At 50.6% G+C, this 23,325-nt stretch carries 17 protein-coding genes; 5 read left to right on the top strand and 12 right to left on the bottom strand.

What is annotated here, in order from left to right:
* Window positions 1-40: 40 nt before the first annotated feature.
* From OGY10_RS17355 to OGY10_RS17310, 10 genes are all read right to left on the bottom strand, one after another.
* A complete protein-coding gene (locus tag OGY10_RS17355) occupies window positions 41-1,273 on the bottom strand; it encodes a winged helix-turn-helix domain-containing protein (protein ID WP_286577116.1) in 1,233 nt (410 codons plus the stop codon).
* Window positions 1,274-1,314: 41 nt separating this feature from the next.
* Complete coding sequence (gene lpxK, locus OGY10_RS17350) at window positions 1,315-2,292, bottom strand: tetraacyldisaccharide 4'-kinase (RefSeq protein ID WP_032942888.1); 978 nt, start codon at window positions 2,290-2,292, stop codon at window positions 1,315-1,317.
* Complete coding sequence (msbA, locus tag OGY10_RS17345) at window positions 2,289-4,037, bottom strand: lipid A ABC transporter ATP-binding protein/permease MsbA (protein WP_048214571.1); 1,749 nt, start codon at window positions 4,035-4,037, stop codon at window positions 2,289-2,291. The genes lpxK and msbA overlap by 4 nt, the downstream gene beginning before the upstream one ends.
* Before the next feature lie 36 nt (window positions 4,038-4,073).
* Window positions 4,074-6,338: a ComEC family protein gene (locus OGY10_RS17340; RefSeq protein ID WP_286577114.1), complete on the bottom strand. Its 2,265-nt coding sequence runs from the start codon at window positions 6,336-6,338 to the stop codon at window positions 4,074-4,076.
* 206 nt (window positions 6,339-6,544) lie between these two features.
* Window positions 6,545-6,829 (bottom strand): integration host factor subunit beta, encoded by a 285-nt coding sequence (ihfB, locus tag OGY10_RS17335; RefSeq protein ID WP_003035780.1) that lies wholly within the window; start codon window positions 6,827-6,829, stop codon window positions 6,545-6,547.
* Window positions 6,830-6,988: 159 nt separating this feature from the next.
* Window positions 6,989-8,662, bottom strand: a complete 1,674-nt coding sequence (gene rpsA / locus OGY10_RS17330; protein WP_003035776.1) for a 30S ribosomal protein S1 — start codon at window positions 8,660-8,662, stop codon at window positions 6,989-6,991.
* Window positions 8,663-8,775: 113 nt separating this feature from the next.
* Window positions 8,776-9,459: a (d)CMP kinase gene (gene cmk / locus OGY10_RS17325; protein WP_003831921.1), complete on the bottom strand. Its 684-nt coding sequence runs from the start codon at window positions 9,457-9,459 to the stop codon at window positions 8,776-8,778.
* A 171-nt stretch (window positions 9,460-9,630) separates the two neighbouring features.
* Window positions 9,631-10,914, bottom strand: a complete 1,284-nt coding sequence (gene aroA / locus OGY10_RS17320; protein WP_003831919.1) for a 3-phosphoshikimate 1-carboxyvinyltransferase — start codon at window positions 10,912-10,914, stop codon at window positions 9,631-9,633.
* Window positions 10,915-10,983: 69 nt separating this feature from the next.
* A complete protein-coding gene (serC, locus tag OGY10_RS17315; RefSeq protein ID WP_191226216.1) occupies window positions 10,984-12,072 on the bottom strand; it encodes a 3-phosphoserine/phosphohydroxythreonine transaminase in 1,089 nt (362 codons plus the stop codon).
* 212 nt (window positions 12,073-12,284) lie between these two features.
* Window positions 12,285-12,977, bottom strand: coding sequence for a DUF421 domain-containing protein (locus tag OGY10_RS17310; RefSeq protein WP_008784261.1), 693 nt, complete (start codon window positions 12,975-12,977; stop codon window positions 12,285-12,287).
* A 136-nt stretch (window positions 12,978-13,113) separates the two neighbouring features.
* Between OGY10_RS17310 and ycaO the strand changes: the two genes are divergently transcribed.
* The 5 genes from ycaO to OGY10_RS17285 all read left to right on the top strand — a co-directional run bounded on the left by ycaO (window position 13,114) and on the right by OGY10_RS17285 (window position 20,410).
* Window positions 13,114-14,874 carry a 30S ribosomal protein S12 methylthiotransferase accessory factor YcaO gene (ycaO, locus tag OGY10_RS17305; RefSeq protein WP_191226217.1) on the top strand — a complete coding sequence of 587 codons (1,761 nt, stop codon included), beginning with the start codon at window positions 13,114-13,116 and terminating at the stop codon, window positions 14,872-14,874.
* Between the two features lie 404 nt (window positions 14,875-15,278).
* Complete coding sequence (gene focA / locus OGY10_RS17300) at window positions 15,279-16,136, top strand: formate transporter FocA (protein WP_003831909.1); 858 nt, start codon at window positions 15,279-15,281, stop codon at window positions 16,134-16,136.
* Window positions 16,137-16,195: 59 nt separating this feature from the next.
* Entirely contained in the window at window positions 16,196-18,478 is a 2,283-nt protein-coding gene (gene pflB, locus OGY10_RS17295) for a formate C-acetyltransferase (RefSeq protein ID WP_003035753.1), read from the top strand.
* 310 nt (window positions 18,479-18,788) lie between these two features.
* Window positions 18,789-19,529: a pyruvate formate lyase 1-activating protein gene (gene pflA / locus OGY10_RS17290; RefSeq protein WP_003035751.1), complete on the top strand. Its 741-nt coding sequence runs from the start codon at window positions 18,789-18,791 to the stop codon at window positions 19,527-19,529.
* 86 nt (window positions 19,530-19,615) lie between these two features.
* Window positions 19,616-20,410 carry a PA3715 family protein gene (locus OGY10_RS17285; protein WP_249418631.1) on the top strand — a complete coding sequence of 265 codons (795 nt, stop codon included), beginning with the start codon at window positions 19,616-19,618 and terminating at the stop codon, window positions 20,408-20,410.
* A 54-nt stretch (window positions 20,411-20,464) separates the two neighbouring features.
* Here the strand turns inward: OGY10_RS17285 and OGY10_RS17280 are convergent, their stop codons facing one another.
* Both OGY10_RS17280 and OGY10_RS17275 read right to left on the bottom strand, forming a co-directional pair.
* Window positions 20,465-21,886 (bottom strand): amino acid permease, encoded by a 1,422-nt coding sequence (locus tag OGY10_RS17280; protein ID WP_003035749.1) that lies wholly within the window; start codon window positions 21,884-21,886, stop codon window positions 20,465-20,467.
* A 213-nt stretch (window positions 21,887-22,099) separates the two neighbouring features.
* Window positions 22,100-23,248, bottom strand: a complete 1,149-nt coding sequence (locus tag OGY10_RS17275; protein WP_003831907.1) for an MFS transporter — start codon at window positions 23,246-23,248, stop codon at window positions 22,100-22,102.
* Between the last annotated feature and the right edge of the window lie 77 nt (window positions 23,249-23,325).

Genomic DNA, 23,325 nt, shown 5'->3' with positions numbered 1-23,325 from the left:
ATGGACCGGATTGTGAATCCGTAAATATTAACATAATCGCTTAAAGGGCTGGGTCTATTTCCCAACCATGGCGTGCATCAGCAAATAAACCTTCAGGATAACGTCCCAGCGTCACGCGTGTTGCCTGTTGCCAGCGGGCAAAATCGTCAATCGCCTGAAACAATCCTTTTTGCAACGTCACTCCAGGCTTAACCCCATCCTGTAACCACAGCGAAATAACGTCCAGCACACCTGTTTTGCGGTGCATTTTGGCATCCATCCGCCCAACCAACTGTCCACGATGCAGCAACGGCAAGACAAAATAACCATACTGACGTTTCGGTGCTGGCGTGTAACACTCCAGCCGATAGCTAAAATCGAATAGCTGCTCTGCCCGTTTACGATCCCAGACCACCGGATCAAAAGGTGATAATACTGCACTGTGAGTCGCCGTTAATTTGCCCGCCAGCGCCTGTTCAAGCAGCGGCTGAAGGTGGCTATGCAGCCACAAGGCTCCTAGCCCCTCAACGTCGACAGGAATAATCTGCCGCTGTTCCGCCCGTTCGTTGCACCAGTTTTTTAGCGCCGGGCGCTTCAGGCGGTAGTAGTCTGCCAGCCATTGTTCGCGGAAAATCCCCAGACTGCGGGCACTGTTATCCAGCATGACACTTTCCGCATCTTCCTGCGAAAGTGGGTCGCGTTCATCGTCCCAGTGCGGCATGACGCGATGGGTTAAATCATACACTCGCTGGAAATTACGCCGTTCCACGACCATCACTTTCCCGGCGGTGAACAACCCTTCAAGATGACGCTTCTGCGGTTTCCATTCCCACCAGCCGCTGGTCCCTTTGCGTGGATGCTCAAAATCAGCTGAGCGTACCGGCCCGTTATGCTGGATGTGCTGGAGCAGTTGCTCAATCTCATGCGCATGTTCTTTCATCCACGCCGCTTTATATTTCCAGCCCATATTCTCCGGGGCCAACATGCGGTGACGTATCAGTATAAAATCGCTGCGCGGCAAAAAACAGGCCTCGTGCGCCCAGTATTCCATCAGTTCGCCCTGCTGTAACGAGTCGTCCAGCCATTGGGGGGAATAATCGCCTAAACGACTAAACAGCACCAGGTAAGGACTGCGCGCCACAATATTGATGGTGTCGATTTGCAGTAACGACATGCGCAAAATGGTCGCGAGAATATCTGCCGGGGTTGCCCGGCGGCGTGTTTTTTTCAGCAGACCTTGAGCAGCAAGGTGAAGATGACGGGCATCCGTCAGAGAAAGGCGCGGCAACGACATTTATGGCCTCATAAATGGTTCGCTGCCGCAGCGTGAATCAGTTAGCGAGTCAGCGAGATTAAGCTATTCAGCAATACATCAGGCCGATCGCCTGACAAATGTGCATCAACAGGTAAATACCACCAGTTTTCATCGGCAAATGCCCGGCACTTAACCGCATCTTTTTCCGTCATGACCAGCGTTTGCCCGGCGTCTACAAACGCACTGACGTCACTGTAGGTCAGAGACTGATGGTCTGCCAGCGCAATGCTTTTTTGCACGCTGGCACCACATGCTTTCAGCGTGGCAAAAAAACGCGGTGGATGACCAATGCCCGCCATGGCGACAATATTGGACAATTGCGCCACATCACGGCGTTCACCTGTACGTAAATTAACGGCCAGCCCCGGTTCAAGTCGCATAGGGATTTCCCCTGGTTGCGCAACGCCACCGTTAACAATAGTCGCATCCACCGATTTAAGGCGACCTGCGCGTTCCCGCATTGGACCAGCGGGAAGCCACCAGCCGTTGCCAAACCGACGTTCGCCGTCAATGACTACGATTTCAACATCTCGCGCCAGACGATAGTGCTGTAGTCCATCGTCCGTCACAATAATCTGCACGTCGTGTTGGGCCAAAATGGCTTTTACCGCATCCGATCTTACCGGGGATACCGCTACCGGCACGCCGGTACGTTGGGCGATCAGCACAGGTTCATCGCCCGCTTCTGCGGTAGTAGTATCAGCGGTTAGCAACAGCGGGTAAGCAGTCGCTTTCCCGCCATAACCACGCGACACCACACCCACGCGAATCCCGCGTTGTCGCAGTTGTTCAACCAACCAAATCACCACCGGCGTTTTACCGTTTCCGCCCGCGGTAAGGTTTCCGACCACCACAACCGGGACTGGCGCGCGCCATGCGCGTTTAAGCCCCAACTTGTAGCATAAGCGGATCGCGCCACTCACCAGGCCATACAGCCAGGAGAGTGGAAGTAACAATCGCCACAGCGGCGATTCACCAGACCAGATACGTGCGATCATTGACCAAATTGCATTTTATGTAATTGCGCATACACCCCGCGCTGCTCAATCAACTCGCTATGGGTTCCGCGTTCGACAATCAGACCATCCTCCACCACGATGATTTCGTCGGCTTGTTCAATGGTTGAAAGACGGTGAGCAATGACCAGAGAAGTACGGTTTTTCTGTAGCTCATCCAGCGCAGACTGAATCGCGCGTTCAGATTCAGTATCAAGAGCCGATGTTGCTTCATCAAGGATCAGAATTGGGCTGTCACGCAACAAGGCACGGGCGATAGCGATACGCTGACGTTGTCCGCCGGAAAGCAGGACGCCGTTTTCACCAATCACCGTATCCAGGCCATTATCCATCTTGTTGATGAAATCCATGGCGTAGGCCATCTGTGCCGCTTTTTCGATCTGCTCACGGCTGTACATATCGGTACGCGCGTAGGCGATGTTGTTGGCAACCGTATCGTTAAACAAGTGCACATTCTGCGAAACCAACGCAACCTGATCGCGCAGTGATGCCAGGGTATATTCGCGCAGATCGTGTCCGTCCATCAGAATCTGCCCTTCATCAATATCGTAGAAGCGCGTAATCAGGCTGGCGATGGTGGATTTCCCTGAGCCCGAACGGCCGACCAGAGCAACAGTTTTACCCGCGGGAATATTCAGGTTGATGTTACGCAGAGCCGGTACTTCACGTCCCGGATAAGTGAAAGTCACGTTGCGGAACTCGAGATCGCCGGTAGCACGCTCGATCACACGTTTACCTTCATCTTTCTCCTGTTCGCTATCCAGAATCGTAAATAAGGTCTGGCATGCCGCCATACCGCGCTGGAACTGCGCGTTGACGTTGGTCAGCGATTTCAACGGACGCATTAATGCGATCATTGAGGAGAAGACAACCGTAATTGTCCCTGCTGTCAGGTTTTCCATTACGCTTGGGAAGCTAGCCGCATATAACACGAAGGCCAGTGCCAAAGACGCAATCAGCTGGATGATAGGGTCGGAGATAGAAGAAGCGGAAACCATCTTCATACCCTGCAAACGCATCTTGTTGCTGACCTTATCAAAGCGCTTGGTTTCGACTTCCTGACCACCAAAAATCAGAACTTCTTTGTGGCCTTTCAGCATCTGCTCCGCACTGGTCGTAACCTGACCCATGGTGTTTTGCATGTTTTTACTGATGCTACGAAAGCGCTTGGAAACCACACGGATTGCCACTGACACAATTGGCGCCAGTACAATCAGGATCAGTGACAGCTGCCAGCTGTAATAGAACATCATGATAAACAGGCCAATAATTGAGGCCCCTTCACGTACCACGGTGATCAGCGCACCGGAAGACGATGACGCAACCTGTTCTGAATCATAGGTAATACGCGATAACAATGTCCCTGTAGACTGTTTATCAAAAAAGGAGACGGGCATGCCCATCATATGGCCAAACAGGCGGCGGCGCATGGTCATAACCACTTTGCCTGACACCCATGAAATACAGTAGCTGGAGACATAGCTGGTTAAGCCACGAACTATCATCAGCCCAATGACCACCAGCGGCATCCACAGCAGCACCGAGCGATCCGTTTTACCAAAACCATCATCCAGTAATGGTTTAAGGAGCGATAACATGAAGGTATCGCTGGCCGCGTTAAGGACTAACGCTATACCCGCCACGATCAGACCCGATTTAAAAGGCGCTATGGTTGGCCATAGTCGGCGAAACGTCTGCCACGTAGAGAGATCTTTATCGTTATGCATTCAAAAAACCAGCATTTGTTAGAATAGCCGCATATTCTACCCGTTATCCTCCGACACGCCAAACCACTGATGATACCAACGAGGTAAAATCTGATCCCGCATGCTGCGTATGCGCAAGTTTTTTTGGTAAAAATCCAGCGTAATCTGCCCCTGATGGGGGGTATCCAGCCATTGATAATTTTGTTGCCGATAACGTTGCTTCACTTTCCAGGACGGCAGACGCCAGGCGTTGTAACGGGATGCAGAGGCGAGTGCGACCTGCCCGTCAACCCGCTGAATGAGTGCCAGTGATGATGAAGTATTGCTGCCATGATGTGGAACCTGCATCACCGTCGACTGAAGGTGCTGCCAATAGTGACTTAGCATTTTTTGTTCAGCAGGAGATTCGATATCGCCGGTCAGCAGAATACTCTGATATCCGTCATCGACCTTAACCACACAGGAGTGGTTATTCCCCTGGTCTGTATTTCCACGCACAGGCCAGTGCGCACTGAAGGTTAACCCTTGCCATTGCCAATGATCTCCGCGAAAACACGGGAGATGACCTTTCCAGCTCAGCGGACTTCTTACCCATAGCGACGGCCAGGCTTGTTGTAAGGAGTGCAACCCGCCGCGGTGATCCATGTGCTCATGGCTTAAAATAATTCCTTCTGGCTCCAGATTATGCCAACGCAACCAGGGAATAATCAGATGTTCTGCGCTATCGCCTTCAGGCCATGCCAGACCGGTATCGTAAAGCAACGCTTTCCCATTTCGCGCGATCACCATCGCCAGCCCCTGCCCGACATCCAGCATATGCACTTGCCACACATCAGTACGCGGTGCACGCCAAAGCGGCCCACTCAGTAAAAGGAGCACAGAGAAACAGACCACCGGTAGCGTACGCAAGATATTTAGTCGCCATGCGATAATCATCATTCCGGGTAAAAATGCGAGCCATTGCCAGCGTGCATCAATATTGATCCACCCTTCAGGCAGACTTCTGAGCCCCCAAAATAGCAGCGCCAGAGAACGATCCGCCAGATACCACAGGCTTGATTCAACCATCACCGTCCCGGCTAAATGCATGATCATGCCTGCTAATATCAAGGGTACGGAAACAAACGTGACCAAAGGGACGGCAAACAAATTAGCCAGAAACGAGGTCAGACTAAAACCGTGAAACATTGCGATTTGCACGGGAAGAAGCAGAAGCGTAATACCCAATTGCAGATGAGCCAGCGCCAGAAATTGACGTCCAGCACGCGACAGCGGCCAGTCCGGGAGCGGTACCCATTGGTACCAGAACAGCAGTGCCGCAACGGCAGATGCAGACAACCATAGGCTTTGCGAAAGAACAGCAACAGGATCCACCACCACGATGGCTGCCAGACAGCAGATCCAGACCGACCATCCACTCCACTGTCTGCCGCTAAGTCTCAGCGCCCCCCAGACTAGCAGCGCAACAACCGTTCGTAATGCCGGGGGTTGCAGCCCCGTCAGCCAGGCATAAAATGTGGCGCAGACAATCCCACCCACTAATGGCATCTGCCAGCAAATCCACCTTGTTGGCATAAAAAATTGTCCAGCACGTATCAATCCTGCGGTCAGTAATGCAGCAAACGCAATATGCAGCCCGGAGATAGCCATCAAATGAGCCGTGCCGGTATCACGCATAATCGTTTTCACCTCTTGTGACACAGACAAGCGCTCCCCCATTCCCAGACCCAGTATGACCTGCTGCCAGGGATAGTCGGTGAGTGCCGTTTTCAGCGAGGAGAGATACCGCGAACGCAAACTGCATTGTGGTGTGATTACCGAAGCCTGCAAGAATCGTCCCGTCAGCGGTTGATGCTGTGCCAATGCGTAACGCTGGCTATCAAATCCGCCTTCGTTTAATTGACCATGTACAGCGCGGACTTTCAACGTCATCGCCCATGTCTGACCCGCACAAACATCACCGGGTAAATACTGCCCGTACAAGACGATTCCTTGCGCAGGAAAGATTCGTTTCCCCTGAAGGTGAGTGATCTGGCCGTAGTGCGTTGTCATATTGTCAGTTCCGGTTATCCGCACAATGGCTTGCTGGGTTTTCGCAGGCAGCGTATTACCGGCCCACAGAGCCTCTTTCGCGGCCAGGATTCCCCAAAGAAAAAACAGCAGGGTTAGTCCGGCGGAACGCATATATTTGTAGGGGAGAAAACAGAGCAGACATGCCAGACAAAATACAATGCCGATACACAACATGCCTGGCAGCATAGGTAATAGCATGAGTGGGAGAATGCCGAGTAATGCGCAGGTACTCACCGTTGTTATTTTCATCAATCACCTCCCTGTTACAGGGAGTGTGCAGTACTCTTCGACGGTTGTCTGGCATCAATTTATCGTTATACGACCTGAGTTCCGCAGACATTTAGTGATGGTTGTAACGTACAAATTAACTGGGATGAGGATTCCAGGATAGGTGGACAGAAATGAAAAAAGCACCCATTTGGGTGCTTTTCTCGGCGTTAAGTCTCGCTAAAAACTTAACCGTAAATATTGGCGCGATCGCGCAGTTCTTTACCTGGTTTAAAGTGCGGAACGTATTTCCCTTCCAGATCCACTTTATCGCCGGTCTTCGGATTACGTCCGGTGCGTGGTGCGCGGTAATGCAAAGAGAAGCTGCCGAAACCGCGGATTTCAATACGCTCGCCCTGCGCAAGAGTCGAGGCCATATGTTCCAGCATCTCTTTAACTGCATCTTCAACCGCTTTCGCGGGAATATGAGGTTGCTGGGTTGCAAGTCTTTCAATCAATTCTGACTTGGTCATGATTCCTCCGGTTCCTTAAAGGCATAATTAGCTGCTGCATTGATTAAGGGCGGCCGTAGCCGCCCTTTGTCATTGATTACAGGACGAATCCTGTAATCTGTCAAGCTACTCGTCACCCTTTGTGCCGTTAACAGCACAAAGGATTTAGAGCACTCGATATTACTCGCCTTTAGCTGCTTTGAAAGCTTCAGCCATTGCGTTGTTAGAGAAGTTAGCATCTTCCTGTTTGTTAACAGTTGCGATTGCATCTTTCTCATCAGCTTCGTCTTTAGCACGAACAGACAGGCTGATTGCACGGTTCTTACGATCAACGCCGGTGAATTTAGCTTCAACGTCGTCGCCTACGCTCAGAACCAGAGTTGCATCTTCAACGCGGTCACGTGAAGCTTCAGAAGCGCGCAGGTAACCTTCAACGCCGTCAGCCAGTTCTACGGTTGCGCCTTTAGCGTCAACTGCAGTGACTTTACCGTTTACGATTGCGCCTTTCTTGTTCAGTGCAACCCAGTTGTTGAACGGATCTTCTGCGAGCTGTTTAACGCCCAGAGAGATACGCTCACGCTCTGCGTCAACCTGCAGAACAACTGCTGCGATTTCGTCGCCTTTTTTGTATTCACGAACTGCTTCTTCGCCTGCAACGTTCCAGGAGATGTCAGACAGGTGAACCAGGCCGTCGATGCCGCCGTCCAGGCCGATGAAGATACCGAAGTCAGTGATAGACTTGATTTTACCTTCAACACGGTCACCCTTGTTGTGGGTTTCCGCGAACTGCTGCCATGGGTTGTTTTTGCACTGCTTCAGACCCAGGGAGATACGACGACGTTCTTCGTCGATATCCAGAACCATAACTTCCACTACATCGCCAACGTTAACAACTTTGGACGGGTGGATGTTTTTGTTGGTCCAATCCATTTCGGAAACGTGAACCAGGCCTTCAACGCCTTCTTCGATTTCAACGAAGCAGCCGTAGTCGGTCAGGTTGGTCACGCGACCAGTCAGTTTGGTACCTTCCGGATAACGCTTAGCGATAGCTACCCATGGATCTTCGCCCAGCTGTTTCAGGCCCAGAGATACACGAGTACGCTCGCGGTCGAACTTCAGCACTTTAACAGTGATTTCGTCGCCAACGTTTACGATTTCGCTCGGATGCTTAACGCGTTTCCATGCCATGTCGGTGATGTGCAGCAGGCCGTCAACGCCACCCAGATCAACGAATGCACCGTAGTCAGTGAGGTTCTTAACGATACCTTTAACTTCCATGCCTTCCTGCAGGTTTTCCAGCAGCTGATCGCGTTCTGCGCTGTTTTCGGATTCGATAACGGCACGACGGGAAACAACAACGTTGTTACGCTTCTGATCCAGCTTGATTACTTTGAATTCAAGCTCTTTGCCTTCCAGGTGCAGCGTGTCGCGGACCGGACGAACGTCTACCAGGGAACCCGGCAGGAACGCGCGAATACCATTCAGCTCAACAGTGAAGCCACCCTTGACTTTGCCATTGATAACACCAGTAACGGTTGCAGCTTCTTCGTAAGCTTTTTCCAGCGTGATCCAAGCTTCGTGACGTTTAGCTTTTTCACGGGACAGCAGGGTTTCACCGAAGCCGTCTTCTACTGCATCCAGAGCAACGTCAACTTCGTCACCAACCTGGATTTCCAGCTCGCCCTGGGCGTTTTTGAACTGCTCTGCCGGAATGGCGGACTCAGATTTCAGACCAGCGTCAACCAGTACTACGTCTTTGTCGATAGCAACAACAACACCACGAACGATGGAACCCGGACGGGTTTCGATTTCTTTTAAGGATTCTTCAAACAGTTGAGCAAAAGATTCAGTCATGTTTAATCTTCAGGTTTCATATTTAACGTCCACCTGGCTCCATGCCGGATGGGGTTGTTTAACATACCCGCTGTCAATCCATTGCAACGGGGGTACTGCAAATTCGGTCGCACTTAAGCGAGAGCCAGTTTTTGGCGCGCGTATTGTAACGCTTTTTCAATCACTTGCTCAATGCTTAATCGGGTTGAATCCAAAACTAAAGCATCAGCAGCGGGAACCAGCGGCGCTACAGCACGATTACGATCGCGATAATCGCGTTCTTCGATCTCGGCCAAAAGGCGTTCAAAGTTAACACTAAAGCCCTTTTCCTGCAACTGTAGCATACGTCTATGCGCACGTTCTTGCGAGGAGGCGTCCAGAAAAATTTTCACCGGCGCATCCGGGAACACCACGGTGCCCATATCACGTCCATCAGCAATCAGACCTGGGGATTCGCGAAATGCGCGTTGACGACGTAATAACGCTTCACGCACGCGGGGAAACGCCGCAACCTGAGAGGCGGCATTCGCTACTTCCTGAGTACGTATTTCACCGCTGACATCTTCACCTTCAAGAATGACTTCCAGGTTGCCGTCTGTTGAGATAAAACGCACATCAAGGTGTGAGGCAAGCGGTACCAGAGCATCTTCAGATGTGACATCAACATGGTGATGTAACGCTGCGAGCGCCAGTACGCGGTAGATCGCGCCTGAATCTAACAGATGCCACTGCAATGCTTCCGCCATTGCCTTGCACAAGGTGCCTTTACCTGCACCACTTGGGCCATCAATGGTAATAACCGGGGCAATTGCCGTCATCTTTTTCTCCTTAAACGGGCGTACATTAACGTGAACGCCGCGCATTATACGCGCCAACGCCAACGATCGTTATCTTTGTGTGAAAAATGCAGAATCATTGAAGCTGAGTGTAGAATAAATAGGCAATCGGAGATGTCAGAATGTGCCGCACCCGAAAGTGCGGCAATAAAATCAGGCAGATGTACTAATACGAGCCAACTGTTCGAAATAATCCGGGAAGGTTTTGGCGGTACATTTTGGGTCAAGAATGGTCACCGGCGTGTCAGACAGCGCCACCAGCGAGAAACACATCGCCATGCGGTGATCGTTGTAGGTCGCGATGTCCGCAAATTGCAATGTTGCAGGCGGGGTGATGCGGATAAAGTCATGCCCCTCTTCCACTTCCGCGCCCACTTTGCGTAACTCCGTCGCCATCGCGAACAGACGATCGGTCTCTTTGACGCGCCAGTTGTAGATATTACGTAATGTCGTGGTGCCTTTAGCGAACAGCGCCGCCGTTGCAATGGTCATCGCCGCATCAGGAATATGGTTCATATCCATATCCACTGCGTTCAACTCGCCGTGAGTACAGGCAATAAAATCGTCGCCCCATGTAATGGTTGCGCCCATTTTCTCCAGTACATCGGCAAAACGAATATCACCCTGCATGCTGTTGCGGCCAATCCCAGTAACTTTTACCGTACCGCCTTTAATAGCACCCGCCGCAAGGAAATAGGAAGCGGAAGAAGCATCACCTTCAACCAGGTATGCACCCGGTGACTGATACTGCTGCTGCCCCTTCACGACAAAGCGCTGGTAGTTTTGATTTTCAATTTCAACACCAAACGTTTTCATCAGGTTCAGTGTGATATCAATGTAAGGTTTGGATACCAGGTCACCTTTAATTGCGATCGTCGTATCCTGCGGCGCCAGCGGCGCAGTCATCAGCAACGCAGTGAGGAACTGGCTGGAAACGCTACCATCTACCTCAACCTGGCCTCCGGTAAAGCCACCGCGCAGACGTAAAGGTGGATAGTTTTCCTGCTCCAGATAGTCAATTTTGGCTCCGCCCTGGCGCAGCGCATCAACCAAATGGCCAATCGGGCGCTCTTTCATGCGCGGTTCGCCCGTCAGCACGATGTCATTGCTGCCCAGACATAGCGCTGCGGCCAGTGGGCGCATTGCGGTTCCGGCGTTGCCAAGGAACAGCTCAACTGCACCTTCTGCGTGCAACACACCGCCATTGCCAACTATCTCGCAGCGGGTACGATCGGCAGAAAGGGTATAGCTAATCCCTAACGCATTCAGAGCATTGAGCATATGGCGAACATCATCGCTGTCCAGCAGATTGGTCAGGACAGTGGTGCCATTGGCTAATGCAGCCAGCAGCAAAGCGCGGTTAGAAACACTTTTGGATCCAGGCAGATTGATGGTGCCATCCACCCGCGCAATGGGTTGTAACGTCAGGGATTCCATGAAACTCGACTCTCAAAAACAGACATAAAAACCCCACAGACGGGCTGTGGGGATGAAAAGTACAGCAGATTAGCCGCGGCGGCGTTCGAAATCGACCATGAAATCGGTCAGTGCTTTAACACCTTCAAGCGGCATGGCATTGTAGATGGACGCACGCATACCGCCGACTACACGATGCCCTTTCAGCGCGTGCAGGCCCGCAGCAAAAGACTCTTCCAGGAACAGTTTATCCAATGCGCTGTCAGCCAACTGGAACGGTACGTTCATGCGTGAACGGTTGGATTTCGCCACATCGTTACGGTAGAAATCGCTGTTATCGATTACGCCGTAGAGCAATTCCGCTTTTTGCTGGTTAATTTTATCCATCGCATTAACACCGCCCTGCTTTTTCAGCCATTTAAAGACCAGGCCAGACAGATACCAGGCAAAGGTTGGCGGCGTATTGAACATGGAATCGTTGTCATTCAGCACGGTATAGTCGAGGATTGACGGGCATGAGACATGAGCTTTACCCAGCAAATCTTCACGGACGATGACAATCGTCAGACCGGCCGGGCCGATATTTTTCTGTGCCCCGGCATAAATTACGCCATAACGACTAACGTCAAGCGGTGCGGAAAGAATGGTAGAGGACAGATCCGCCGTGACCACAACGTTGCTGGCAAAATTCGGCGTTTCATCGATCGCAATGCCATCGATGGTTTCGTTCGGGCAATAGTGCAGGTATGCCGCGTTATCAGAAAGCTGCCATTCACTCATCGGCTTAACAGCACGCAGGCCGTCCACGGTGACTTTGGCATCAATAACGTTTGGCGTGCAGTATTTTTTCGCTTCTTTAATTGCGCTGGCGGCCCAATAACCGGCATCGACGTAATCCGCGGTGGTTTTATCGCCCAGAATATTTAACGGGATACCCGCGAACTGCCCGCGACCACCACCATGGCAGAACAACACTTTATAGTTGGAGGGGATGCTGAGAAGATCGCGAAAATCCTGCTCCGTTTCCTCTGCGACCTGGATGAATTCTTTGCCACGGTGGCTAATTTCCATCACTGACGTGCCAAGACCGTTCCAGTCACAAAGATCCTGTTGAGCCAGTTTAAGTACTTCTGCCGGTAACATTGCCGGACCTGAACTAAAATTGAAGACCTGAGCCATTTCCCCTCACCACGTTGTGTTGTTGTCCAATCAACATCCTGTCATTGACGATAATCCGGTGACAGACATTGGTATAAGTTATTCCTGTGGATATCGGTTTTATCATTCAGTGACACGCGCCGCAATGGGTAAAACTGGCAAGGGTAAAAATGTGTCATCGGTCACACAACAGAATCTATCGGATTGACGGGTAAAAACCGAGATTTTTGCTGTCAGGTAACCCGTTTTGCCCGACTGGCCTTCGACCATTCTGGATTTGCACAGCGCGGACATAATTGATGATCTCCGGCCTTCATTTGCACCACTTCGCTACAACGTATGCAGGCATAGTCCCCTGCTTCAGGTATTACTTTAAATCGTTGCGTACAACGTTTAGGCAAAATACTGAGCCCCGGCTTTACGTCTTCATCGGCAAAGAAGTAGACGCTGATTTGCCCATTCGTCTCCAGAATAGCCAGTTTCACTTGTCCCAATTGCTCCACGCCGTTCAAACGCAGTTCCATAAAGAATTCAAATTCCGTCATATTGGCGCTATTGAGCTTTGACCATGCCAGCTCGCCGTCTTCAATGATCACGACGGGTTTGCCCTCCAGAAGGTCCTCCATTTTTTCACTATGCGCCATTAGCCACATTACCAGCCGATACAGCACAGCAAGAGTAATAAAGACCACCAGCACCGGCAGCATCGGAACATCGTCATAAAACGCCACGTCTCCCGCGGCGGAACCCAGCGTAAGGATGATAAGGACTTCAAAAAGCGACATCTGGCGTACGCCACGACGTCCGGTGATTTTTAAAAACAGAAAAACCAATATAAAGGTGTAAAGGCTGCGTAGCGCAACTTCCCCCAGAAAATCCATGGGCACCTTATCAAGCGCCATACGGTGTAAATCGAAAGCTTTCATTAATATGCTCTAAACGTGATTGGCTGTAAGAAAGCATAGCCAATGCTTTTATTTACGCATGGGCTCCGGCGACGATAGCGCCGTTCATTGAAAACCCGTATCATTGCGCGCTTTCCGTACGACAAAAGTGATTTTCATGACGCAAACATTTATCCCCGGCAAAGATGCCGCTCTGGAAGACTCCATCGCTCGCTTCCAGCAAAAATTGCTCGACCTCGGTTTTCAAATTGAAGAAGCTTCGTGGTTGAATCCCGTCCCTAACGTCTGGTCTGTACATATTCGCGACAAAGAATGCGCGCTGTGCTTCACCAACGGTAAAGGCGCGACAAAAAAAGCGGCGCTGGCTTCTGCGCTGGGCGAATACTTTGAGCGTCTGTCGACTAACTACTTCTTTGCAGATTTCTGGCTGGGCGAAACTATCGCCAATGGCCCGTTCGTACATTACCCGAACGAAAAATGGTTCCCGCTGACTGAAAAAGACGATGTTCCAGAAGGTTTACTGGATGAACGTCTGCGTGCGTTTTACGATCCAGATAACGAACTGACCGGCAGCATGCTTATCGATCTACAGTCTGGTAATGAAGAGCGTGGCGTCTGCGGCCTGCCGTTTACCCGCCAGTCTGATAACCAGACCGTCTACATTCCGATGAATATTATCGGCAACCTGTATGTTTCTAACGGCATGTCTGCGGGTAACACACCTAACGAAGCTCGCGTTCAGGGCCTGTCTGAAGTCTTTGAGCGCCATGTGAAGAACCGTATTATCGCCGAAAGCATCAGCCTGCCAGAAATCCCGGCCGAGGTGATGGCGCGCTATCCGGCAGTGGTGGAGTCCATCGCCACACTGGAAGCGGAAGGTTTCCCAATTTTTGCCTACGATGGCTCGCTGGGCGGCAAGTATCCGGTGATTTGCGTTGTCCTGTTCAACCCGGCCAACGGTACCTGCTTTGCCTCCTTCGGCGCACACCCGGATTTCGGCGTTGCGCTGGAGCGTACCGTGACTGAACTGCTGCAGGGCCGTGGTCTGAAGGATCTTGATGTCTTCACCCCACCGACCTTCGACGATGAGGAAGTGGCAGAGCATACCAACCTTGAAACTCACTTCATCGATTCCAGCGGTCTGATCTCCTGGGATCTGTTCAAGCAGGATGCCGACTATCCGTTCGTTGACTGGAATTTCTCCGGCACCACGGAAGAAGAGTTCGCCACCCTGATGGCCATCTTCAATGCTGAAGATAAAGAAGTGTATATCGCTGACTATGAGCACCTGGGCGTTTACGCGTGCCGCATTATTGTTCCGGGAATGTCTGACATCTATCCGGCAGAAGATCTGTGGTTAGCCAACAATGCTATGGGCACCCATCTGCGTGACACCATTCTCTCTCTGCCAGGCAGTGAGTGGGATAAAGAAGACTACCTCAATCTGATTGAACAGTTGGATGAAGAAGGTTTTGACGACTTCACCCGCGTGCGCGAGCTGCTCGGTCTGGCGACCGGTGCGGATAACGGTTGGTACACCCTGCGTATTGGCGAGCTTAAAGTGATGCTGGCGCTGGCCGGTGGCGATCTGGAGCAGGCCCTGGTGTGGACCGAATGGACGATGGAATTTAACGCCTCCGTCTTTAGCGCGGAACGTGCAAACTACTATCGCTGCCTGCAAACATTGTTGCTACTGTCTCAGGAAGAAGACCGTCAGCCGCTGCAGTATCTGAACGCATTCGTCCGCATGTACGGCGCTGAGGCGGTTGAAGCGGCAAGTGCGGCACTGAGTGGTGAAGCGCCGTTTTATGGACTTCAGCCAGTAGACAGCGATCTGCACGCATTCCCGGCACATCAGTCTCTGCTGAAAGCCTATGAGAAATTGCAACGCGCGAAAGCGGCACACTGGTCAAAATAGTGACAAAAAACTTGCCTCGAGTAGGCTAAATGTATTGTCTGAGCTATATTACGGGGCGCTTAAAGCGCCCCGTTTTTTATTTTGGTCAAACCAAAAAATAAATGTAAAAGCAAGGTTAAATATTAGTAGTTGATATTAAAAAAATTAGCTTATTAATGTGGTTTTTTATCTCAATTACTCCATTTTAATTAACCATCCCATAGGAGGCTGAAAGAAAAAATTCAACTCACTTTATAATTTTTAAAATTTATTTTTATATGGATAATCAACATGTTACACCGTAATCGCATAAAAACCATGCGTCTTGCGGGCCTATAAGCCAGGCGAGATATGATCTATATCAAATTCTCATCTATAATGCTTTGTTAGTATCTCGTCGCCGACTTAATAAAGAGAGAGTTAGTGTGAAAGCTGACAACCCTTTTGATCTTATTCTACCTGCTGCAATGGCCAAAGTTGCCGAAGAAGCAGGCGTCTATAAAGCAACGAAACATCCGCTTAAGACGTTCTATCTGGCAATTACTGCCGGTGTATTCATTTCAATTGCCTTTGTTTTCTATATCACCGCCACAACCGGCACTGGTACTATGCCTTTCGGCATGGCGAAATTAGTAGGTGGTATCTGCTTTTCCCTGGGGCTGATCCTTTGTGTTGTCTGCGGTGCAGACCTCTTCACTTCAACCGTACTGATCGTCGTTGCTAAAGCCAGTGGTCGTATTACCTGGGGTCAGTTAGCGAAAAACTGGCTTAACGTTTATGTCGGCAACCTGATTGGCGCCCTGATCTTTGTGTTACTCATGTGGCTTTCTGGCGAGTATATGACCGCCAACGGCGCATGGGGGCTCAACGTTCTGCAAACAGCCGACCACAAAGTGCACCATACTTTTGTTGAGGCAGTGAGCCTTGGTATCCTGGCTAACCTGATGGTGTGTCTGGCCGTATGGATGAGCTACTCGGGCCGCAGCCTGATGGACAAAGCGTTTATCATGGTATTACCGGTCGCAATGTTTGTTGCCAGCGGTTTTGAGCACAGTATCGCAAACATGTTTATGATCCCTATGGGTATTGTAATACGCGATTTCGCCACCCCGGAATTCTGGACCGCAGTTGGGTCTTCTCCGGAGAATTTTTCTCACCTGACCGTGATGAATTTCATCACCGATAACCTGATTCCGGTTACGATCGGTAACATTATCGGCGGCGGTTTGTTGGTCGGGTTGACATACTGGGTCATTTATCTGCGTGGTAACGATCATCATTAATCTGTTGATGCCCATTACACGCAGTAAATAAAAAATCCACTTAAGAAGGTAGGTGTTACATGTCCGAGCTTAATGAAAAGTTAGCCACAGCCTGGGAAGGTTTTACCAAAGGTGATTGGCAGAATGAAGTAAACGTACGTGACTTCATTCAGAAAAACTACACTCCGTATGAGGGTGACGAGTCCTTCCTGGCTGGCGCAACTGATGCGACCACTGCACTGTGGGACAGCGTGATGGAAGGCGTTAAACAGGAAAACCGCACTCACGCGCCTGTTGACTTTGACACCTCCGTTGCTTCTACCATCACTTCTCACGACGCTGGCTACATCAACAAAGCGCTCGAGAAGATTGTTGGTCTGCAGACTGAAGCTCCGCTGAAACGTGCGATCATTCCGTTTGGCGGCATCAAAATGGTTGAAGGTTCCTGCAAAGCGTACAATCGCGAACTGGACCCGATGCTGAAAAAAATCTTCACCGAATACCGCAAAACCCACAACCAGGGCGTATTCGATGTTTACACCAAAGACATTCTGAACTGCCGTAAATCCGGTGTTCTGACTGGTCTGCCAGATGCGTATGGCCGTGGCCGTATCATCGGTGACTACCGTCGCGTTGCGCTGTACGGTATCGACTACCTGATGAAAGACAAATACGCTCAGTTCGTCTCTCTGCAGTCCGATCTGGAAAACGGCGTAAACCTGGAAGCAACTATCCGTCTGCGTGAAGAAATCGCTGAACAGCACCGCGCTCTGGGTCAGATCAAAGAAATGGCTGCTAAATATGGCTGCGATATCTCTGGTCCGGCTACCAACGCTCAGGAAGCTATCCAGTGGACTTATTTCGGCTACCTGGCCGCAGTTAAATCTCAGAACGGTGCAGCAATGTCCTTCGGTCGCGTATCCACCTTCCTGGATGCTTACATCGAACGTGACCTGAAAGCAGGCAAAATCACCGAGCAAGACGCACAGGAAATGATCGACCACCTGGTCATGAAACTGCGTATGGTTCGTTTCCTGCGTACTCCTGAATATGATGAACTGTTCTCCGGTGACCCGATTTGGGCAACTGAATCAATCGGTGGTATGGGCGTTGATGGCCGTACTCTGGTTACCAAAAACAGCTTCCGCTTCCTGAACACCCTGTACACCATGGGTCCTTCTCCGGAGCCGAACATCACTGTTCTGTGGTCTGAAAAACTGCCTCTGAACTTCAAGAAATTCGCCGCTAAAGTGTCCATCGACACCTCTTCTCTGCAGTACGAGAACGATGACCTGATGCGTCCGGACTTCAACAACGACGACTACGCTATCGCTTGCTGCGTAAGCCCGATGGTTGTTGGTAAACAAATGCAGTTCTTCGGTGCGCGTGCAAACCTGGCGAAAACCATGCTGTACGCAATCAACGGTGGTGTTGATGAAAAACTGAAAATGCAGGTTGGTCCTAAATCTGAACCGATCAAAGGCGACGTTCTGAACTTCGACGAAGTTATGGACCGCATGGATCACTTCATGGATTGGCTGGCTAAACAGTACGTCACCGCGCTGAACGTTATCCACTACATGCACGACAAGTACAGCTACGAAGCCTCTCTGATGGCGCTGCACGACCGTGACGTTATCCGCACCATGGCGTGTGGTATCGCTGGTCTGTCCGTTGCTGCTGACTCCCTGTCTGCAATCAAATATGCGAAAGTTAAACCGATTCGTGACGAAGACGGTCTGGCTATCGACTTCGAAATCGAAGGCGAATACCCGCAGTTTGGTAACAACGACTCTCGCGTTGATGACATGGCGGTTGACCTGGTAGAACGTTTCATGAAGAAAATTCAGAAACTGACTACTTATCGTAACGCTATCCCGACTCAGTCTGTTCTGACCATCACCTCTAACGTGGTTTATGGTAAGAAAACTGGTAATACCCCAGATGGTCGTCGTGCTGGCGCGCCGTTCGGACCGGGTGCTAACCCAATGCACGGTCGTGACCAGAAAGGTGCTGTTGCCTCTCTGACCTCCGTTGCTAAACTGCCGTTTGCTTACGCTAAAGATGGTATTTCTTACACCTTCTCTATCGTTCCGAACGCTCTGGGTAAAGACGACGAAGTTCGTAAGACCAACCTGGCTGGTCTGATGGATGGTTACTTCCACCACGAAGCGTCCATCGAAGGTGGTCAGCACCTGAACGTGAACGTCATGAACCGCGAAATGCTGCTGGATGCGATGGAACATCCGGAAAAATATCCGCAGCTGACCATCCGCGTTTCTGGCTACGCAGTACGTTTTAACTCCCTGACTAAAGAACAGCAGCAGGACGTTATTACTCGTACCTTCACTCAGACCATGTAATTGGTTTTGACTGAAATCGTACTTTAAAAAGCGTACAATAAAGGCTCCACGTAAGTGGGGCCTTTTTAATAGCCTGCTTTGTCAGCTATCTATACTTATATACTCGATGGATTTCGAGTTGCATTGAGGCGGCAACGGAGTGAATCCCCTGGAGCGTACAGAAGTACGTGACTGGGGTGAGCGAAGGAAGCTAACAAAGATGCAGCTTGAAAGACGAAAAGTATGGGTAGCAGCCAAAACAGACTCGACACAGTTAATAACTGTGCACTAACACTGGCCCCGGATGGGCCACACCTGGAGAAACACCGCAATGTCAGTTATTGGTCGCATTCACTCCTTTGAATCCTGTGGCACTGTTGATGGCCCGGGCATCCGCTTTATTACCTTCTTTCAGGGCTGCCTGATGCGCTGCCTGTATTGCCATAACCGTGACACGTGGGATACACACGGCGGTAAAGAAGTCACCGTCGACGAATTAATGAAAGAGGTGGTGACCTATCGCCACTTTATGAACGCATCCGGCGGCGGCGTGACGGCGTCTGGCGGCGAAGCTATCCTGCAAGCTGAATTCGTACGTGACTGGTTCCGCGCTTGTAAAAAAGAAGGTATTCATACCTGTCTGGATACCAACGGTTTTGTTCGCCGCTACGATCCGGTGATCGATGAGCTGCTGGAAGTCACCGACCTGGTCATGCTCGATCTCAAACAGATGAACGATGAAATCCATCAGAATCTGGTCGGCGTATCTAACCATCGTACGCTGGAGTTCGCGCGTTACCTGTCAAACAAAGACATCAAAGTGTGGATCCGCTATGTTGTCGTACCTGGCTGGTCTGATGACGATGACTCCGCACACCGCCTCGGCGAATTTACCCGCGATATGGGTAACGTTGAAAAAATTGAGCTGCTGCCTTACCACGAGCTGGGCAAACACAAATGGGTGGCAATGGGCGAAGAGTACAAACTGGATGGCGTCAAACCACCGAAGAAAGAGACCATGGAGCGCGTGAAGGGCATTCTCGAGCAATATGGACATAAAGTGATGTATTGAGTTTTAGCCACCACGAAACGGCTGCCCTGAACGGCAGCCGTTTTGCTATCTAAGCGACAACCACTCGAATTAAAGGAAAGGACGCCATGCGGTTATTCATTTCTGGCATGTTGCTGTTATCTGCCCAATACGTAAATGCCGCCAGCAACTGTGATATCAACGCCATTGTGCAACATGCGTGGCCAGATGCAAAACCGACAGCGGAAGGCAAGCTACTCACACAACATAATCAGGTTATCGATATCACAGGTAACTCACCGCAAAGCGCAATTTGCCGTGTCTGGCCAGCCCACCCGGAACTGACCCTAGCGGCGATTCCGCTGATGGCACAACAATATAGCGATTACGATCGCATTGGCGATCTGGAGCTTCTGGTACTGGATTCCACAAACCTCGACGTAAAACAGCGGCTACGCCTGCCCGAACGTATGAATGACGATGCCATTCAAATTACCGGTCTGGCGCTGGATACTGCGCGCTGGAAAGTTACCCCAGATCAGACCGCATTTGGCTTACGAGTCGCCCGCACCAGCAGTTCCCGTGTAAATCCTTTTAGTGAAGATGCGCTATCGCTGTTTGTTATTGAAAATAATCAACTACGGGCGGTATTAAACGGAATCGTACTTGAGAATAGCACCGGTGAATGGGACGGGAACTGTGTGGGAACATTCCACGATATTAAACGCACCCTTGCCCTTGCGCCTGATTCACATAATGGATACTTCGATATTCGGGTAAACGAGAAAAACGTGGAATCAACGGCCTATACAGACGCCAACGAGCAGTGCGCATCAAAGGATAAACCGGGGAAAGCCAGTTGGGTACTGCGTTATGATGGCAAACAGTATGCCATCCCAAAAGAACTGTCCCCGTTGTTTTGAGAGGCAAAGCAGGAGATAGCATCACTATCTCCTGCTCTTCTGCCACACTTGTCTTTAGCGTCCTCTTCTCGCCAGTAGCGGGAAAATCAATCCCAGCCCAACCAGCACAAATGGCGTCACGATATTCAGCGTGAGCTGGAATGTCCACTCAGGGGTAAAGGCTTCCATTTTCGGGAAAATCCCGGTCAGACAGGCAAATGCGGTAAAGGCAAAGCACCAGATCCCCACGGTCATCGCAAGCGAGCGGTTGCGAATAAAGACATATTCCGATTTATATTTTTGCGCCAGGCGAATAACGGCAATGAACGCCACAAACACCCATAAATAACGCAATGGCATCACGACAGAGTTAAGATTCAATAGCCATTTATACAGGTTGTTCATATCGCCAATTCCCAGTGTTGGCAACATAATCAAAATCGCCACCAGCACCAGCGTCAGAATATAACCATTTACCGGCGTACCGGAAGCGTTGGTTTTACACAGGCTCTCGGGAATATATTTACGATCAGCATCACCCAGCAGAACTTTAAGCGGTGCATCAATAGAAAATACCAATGCCGCAATCTGTCCCAGCGTATTGGCAATCGCGTAAATAACCATCAGCGAATTACCCATACCATAATACTCACCCAATTTCTGGAAGGCGTAATATTGACCATTCGTCATCAGGTCATCTGGAATATGCCGGGAGTCAAACATCATTCCCATAGCCAGCGAACCGAGAATCGCGCATACCGCCACCATAACAGCCAGAACGAGCATCCCTTTTGGAAATTCTTTGCCCGGATTACGTGTCTGATTAACGTATGGCGAAATTTTCTCCGCACCGCCCACGGCAAAGACCAGCATGGAGATCGTAGTAATGTAGGTAAAATCGATGTGCGGGATAAACGATTCCCAGGTGATATTGGTTGTCGCTATTTGCACATCCGTAATTGCAGGCGCGGTTACCGCCATCACGACATACAAAATGGACATCACAAACATCGCGATGCCAGCAACTGACCCAACAATTTTCAGCGACTTCATGCCACGGGACGCAACCCACATGAAAAAGACAAACAGCGCCAGCGTCAGCCCCTGCAACGCCACGACGGTGTACTCTTTAATCAACGAACCATCGCCCTTCAGCGCCCATCCCAGCGCAATCAGAATAGCCTGCGGTTTTTGCGCCAGATAAGGTATATGAACAACCCAATAGGTCCAGGCAGCAAGATAGGCCAACCCTGGCCCCATGGTATGTTTAATCCAGGTACTGACGCCGCCTTTACCCTCTTTAAAGGTTGAGCCAAGCTGCCCGACGATCAACGCATAAGGAATAAAATAGAGCGCGAAAATAAATATCCAGGAGGAGACAACAACCAATCCCTGATTAGCATAGTTGTTGACGACGTTACCAAAACCCCAGACGGTAATAAATGACATTAATGCAATGTTGTACCATCGCAATTGTTTTTCCTGCACACCAGCCATACGCAATCCTTTGTGGAAGCTTTTTGATTATCAATATATGAGGCGTGGGATTATGCGCGGTAAAATGAGCGAGCGGAAACGGCAGGATGTAAAACTATAACCTTCTGCACACTTTATTTTCAGGGCAGACGTGTGCGATTAAATAATGCAGGTTCCCATAAAGCATACATAAACAGTATGTATGGGAACCTGTTCATATTCTGTTAAATCAGGTCAAATGTGCGCAATAGAATTGGGCGTATGGCCCGTCTTACGCAGCAGCATTAGTAAATAAATAAACGATACGCTGGCGATCATGATAAACAGCAAGCTATCTGAATAATTCTGCATCAGCATCGCAGTAAATGAAGGTCCCAGCAGGCTGCCCACGGTATAGCTCAATAACAATGCCTGATTCATGGCGACCAGCTGATGATGTTCCACCTTTTCACAGGCCCAGGCCATCGCGACCGGATAGAGGGTAAAGCCTGCCGCACCCAACATAAACAACGCGGGCGCCATCGCCGCCTGGTTCAGCATGGCGATACTCCCGACGATCACCACGAAGACCTGGACGCGTAAAACCAGCAGACGTCCCAGCTTATCCGCCAGACGGCCAATCGGCCATTGCCCCAGAATACCGGCACTTACCAGAACCGCCATCCAGAAACCAATGCTGGCGTTGCTCACCCCCTGATGGTTGAGATACAGCGGCATCAGGCCATACAAAGACCCCAGCACGATCCCGGAAATAATGCAGCCATTAACGCCCAGGCGCGCCTGACGCAACCTCAGCATGGAGACAATAGGCGTAGACTGCTGTTCATCGCCCTGCTGATTAGCAATGCGCGTAAAGAGCAGTGGCAAAACACCCGCCAGGATAGTACCCGTCACCCACGGCAGGACGTTCATCAATTCTGTTGATACTTTACTAACCAGCAGTTGGCCTAAAAACGTTCCCACGTAATAGATCATCATATAGGCGGCAAGTAACCGTCCGCGATTACGTGACGTCCCGCTGCACATCAGCGCGCTTTCCACGACCACCCAGATCATGGCGCAGCCAACACCGGCGATAAAACGCCATGTCATCCAGCTCCAGAATCCCACCATAATCCCCAGCCCGACACAGCCCGCGGCGAAAATAAGCGAGGCGATGTAATAGCTGCGATTAAAACCAAGGTGTTTTATTAAATACCCTGTCAGCAACGTCCCTACCAGATTACCGGTAAAGTAAGACGAGCTCACCACGCCTACCTGCCAGGTAGGCAGATTTTCATGGGCGAGCCAAAGCGGGACGAGCGTGTTTAACACGGCGATCGCCAGGGTCAACAGAAGTAGCCCGCACAGCAATAGCATGACGGGACGGGTATAGGTGGACATGAATAAAAACCGTGAGGAAGTTCAAATTTCATGCGCATCATGCCACTGCTAAAAACATTGTCAATCGGCGGAATCAG

The organism is Citrobacter sp. Cpo148 (genome assembly GCF_030332375.1).
GTDB classification, from domain to species: domain Bacteria; phylum Pseudomonadota; class Gammaproteobacteria; order Enterobacterales; family Enterobacteriaceae; genus Citrobacter; species Citrobacter portucalensis.
Note: the sequence above shows the minus strand (reverse complement) of the source record. Positions and strands in the feature narration are given on the sequence as shown.

Coding starts and splice junctions, on each gene's coding strand:
- cmk (WP_003831921.1), bottom strand. CDS start 9,459: ATGACGGCAATTGCCCCGGTTATTACCATTGATGGCCCAAGTGGTGCA.
- aroA (WP_003831919.1), bottom strand. CDS start 10,914: ATGGAATCCCTGACGTTACAACCCATTGCGCGGGTGGATGGCACCATC.
- msbA (WP_048214571.1), bottom strand. CDS start 4,037: ATGCATAACGATAAAGATCTCTCTACGTGGCAGACGTTTCGCCGACTA.
- OGY10_RS17275 (WP_003831907.1), bottom strand. CDS start 23,248: ATGTCCACCTATACCCGTCCCGTCATGCTATTGCTGTGCGGGCTACTT.
- OGY10_RS17310 (WP_008784261.1), bottom strand. CDS start 12,977: ATGAAAGCTTTCGATTTACACCGTATGGCGCTTGATAAGGTGCCCATG.
- OGY10_RS17285 (WP_249418631.1), top strand. CDS start 19,616: ATGCGGTTATTCATTTCTGGCATGTTGCTGTTATCTGCCCAATACGTA.
- ihfB (WP_003035780.1), bottom strand. CDS start 6,829: ATGACCAAGTCAGAATTGATTGAAAGACTTGCAACCCAGCAACCTCAT.
- pflB (WP_003035753.1), top strand. CDS start 16,196: ATGTCCGAGCTTAATGAAAAGTTAGCCACAGCCTGGGAAGGTTTTACC.
- pflA (WP_003035751.1), top strand. CDS start 18,789: ATGTCAGTTATTGGTCGCATTCACTCCTTTGAATCCTGTGGCACTGTT.
- ycaO (WP_191226217.1), top strand. CDS start 13,114: ATGACGCAAACATTTATCCCCGGCAAAGATGCCGCTCTGGAAGACTCC.
- OGY10_RS17340 (WP_286577114.1), bottom strand. CDS start 6,338: ATGAAAATAACAACGGTGAGTACCTGCGCATTACTCGGCATTCTCCCA.
- OGY10_RS17280 (WP_003035749.1), bottom strand. CDS start 21,886: ATGGCTGGTGTGCAGGAAAAACAATTGCGATGGTACAACATTGCATTA.
- rpsA (WP_003035776.1), bottom strand. CDS start 8,662: ATGACTGAATCTTTTGCTCAACTGTTTGAAGAATCCTTAAAAGAAATC.
- lpxK (WP_032942888.1), bottom strand. CDS start 2,292: ATGATCGCACGTATCTGGTCTGGTGAATCGCCGCTGTGGCGATTGTTA.
- serC (WP_191226216.1), bottom strand. CDS start 12,072: ATGGCTCAGGTCTTCAATTTTAGTTCAGGTCCGGCAATGTTACCGGCA.
- OGY10_RS17355 (WP_286577116.1), bottom strand. CDS start 1,273: ATGTCGTTGCCGCGCCTTTCTCTGACGGATGCCCGTCATCTTCACCTT.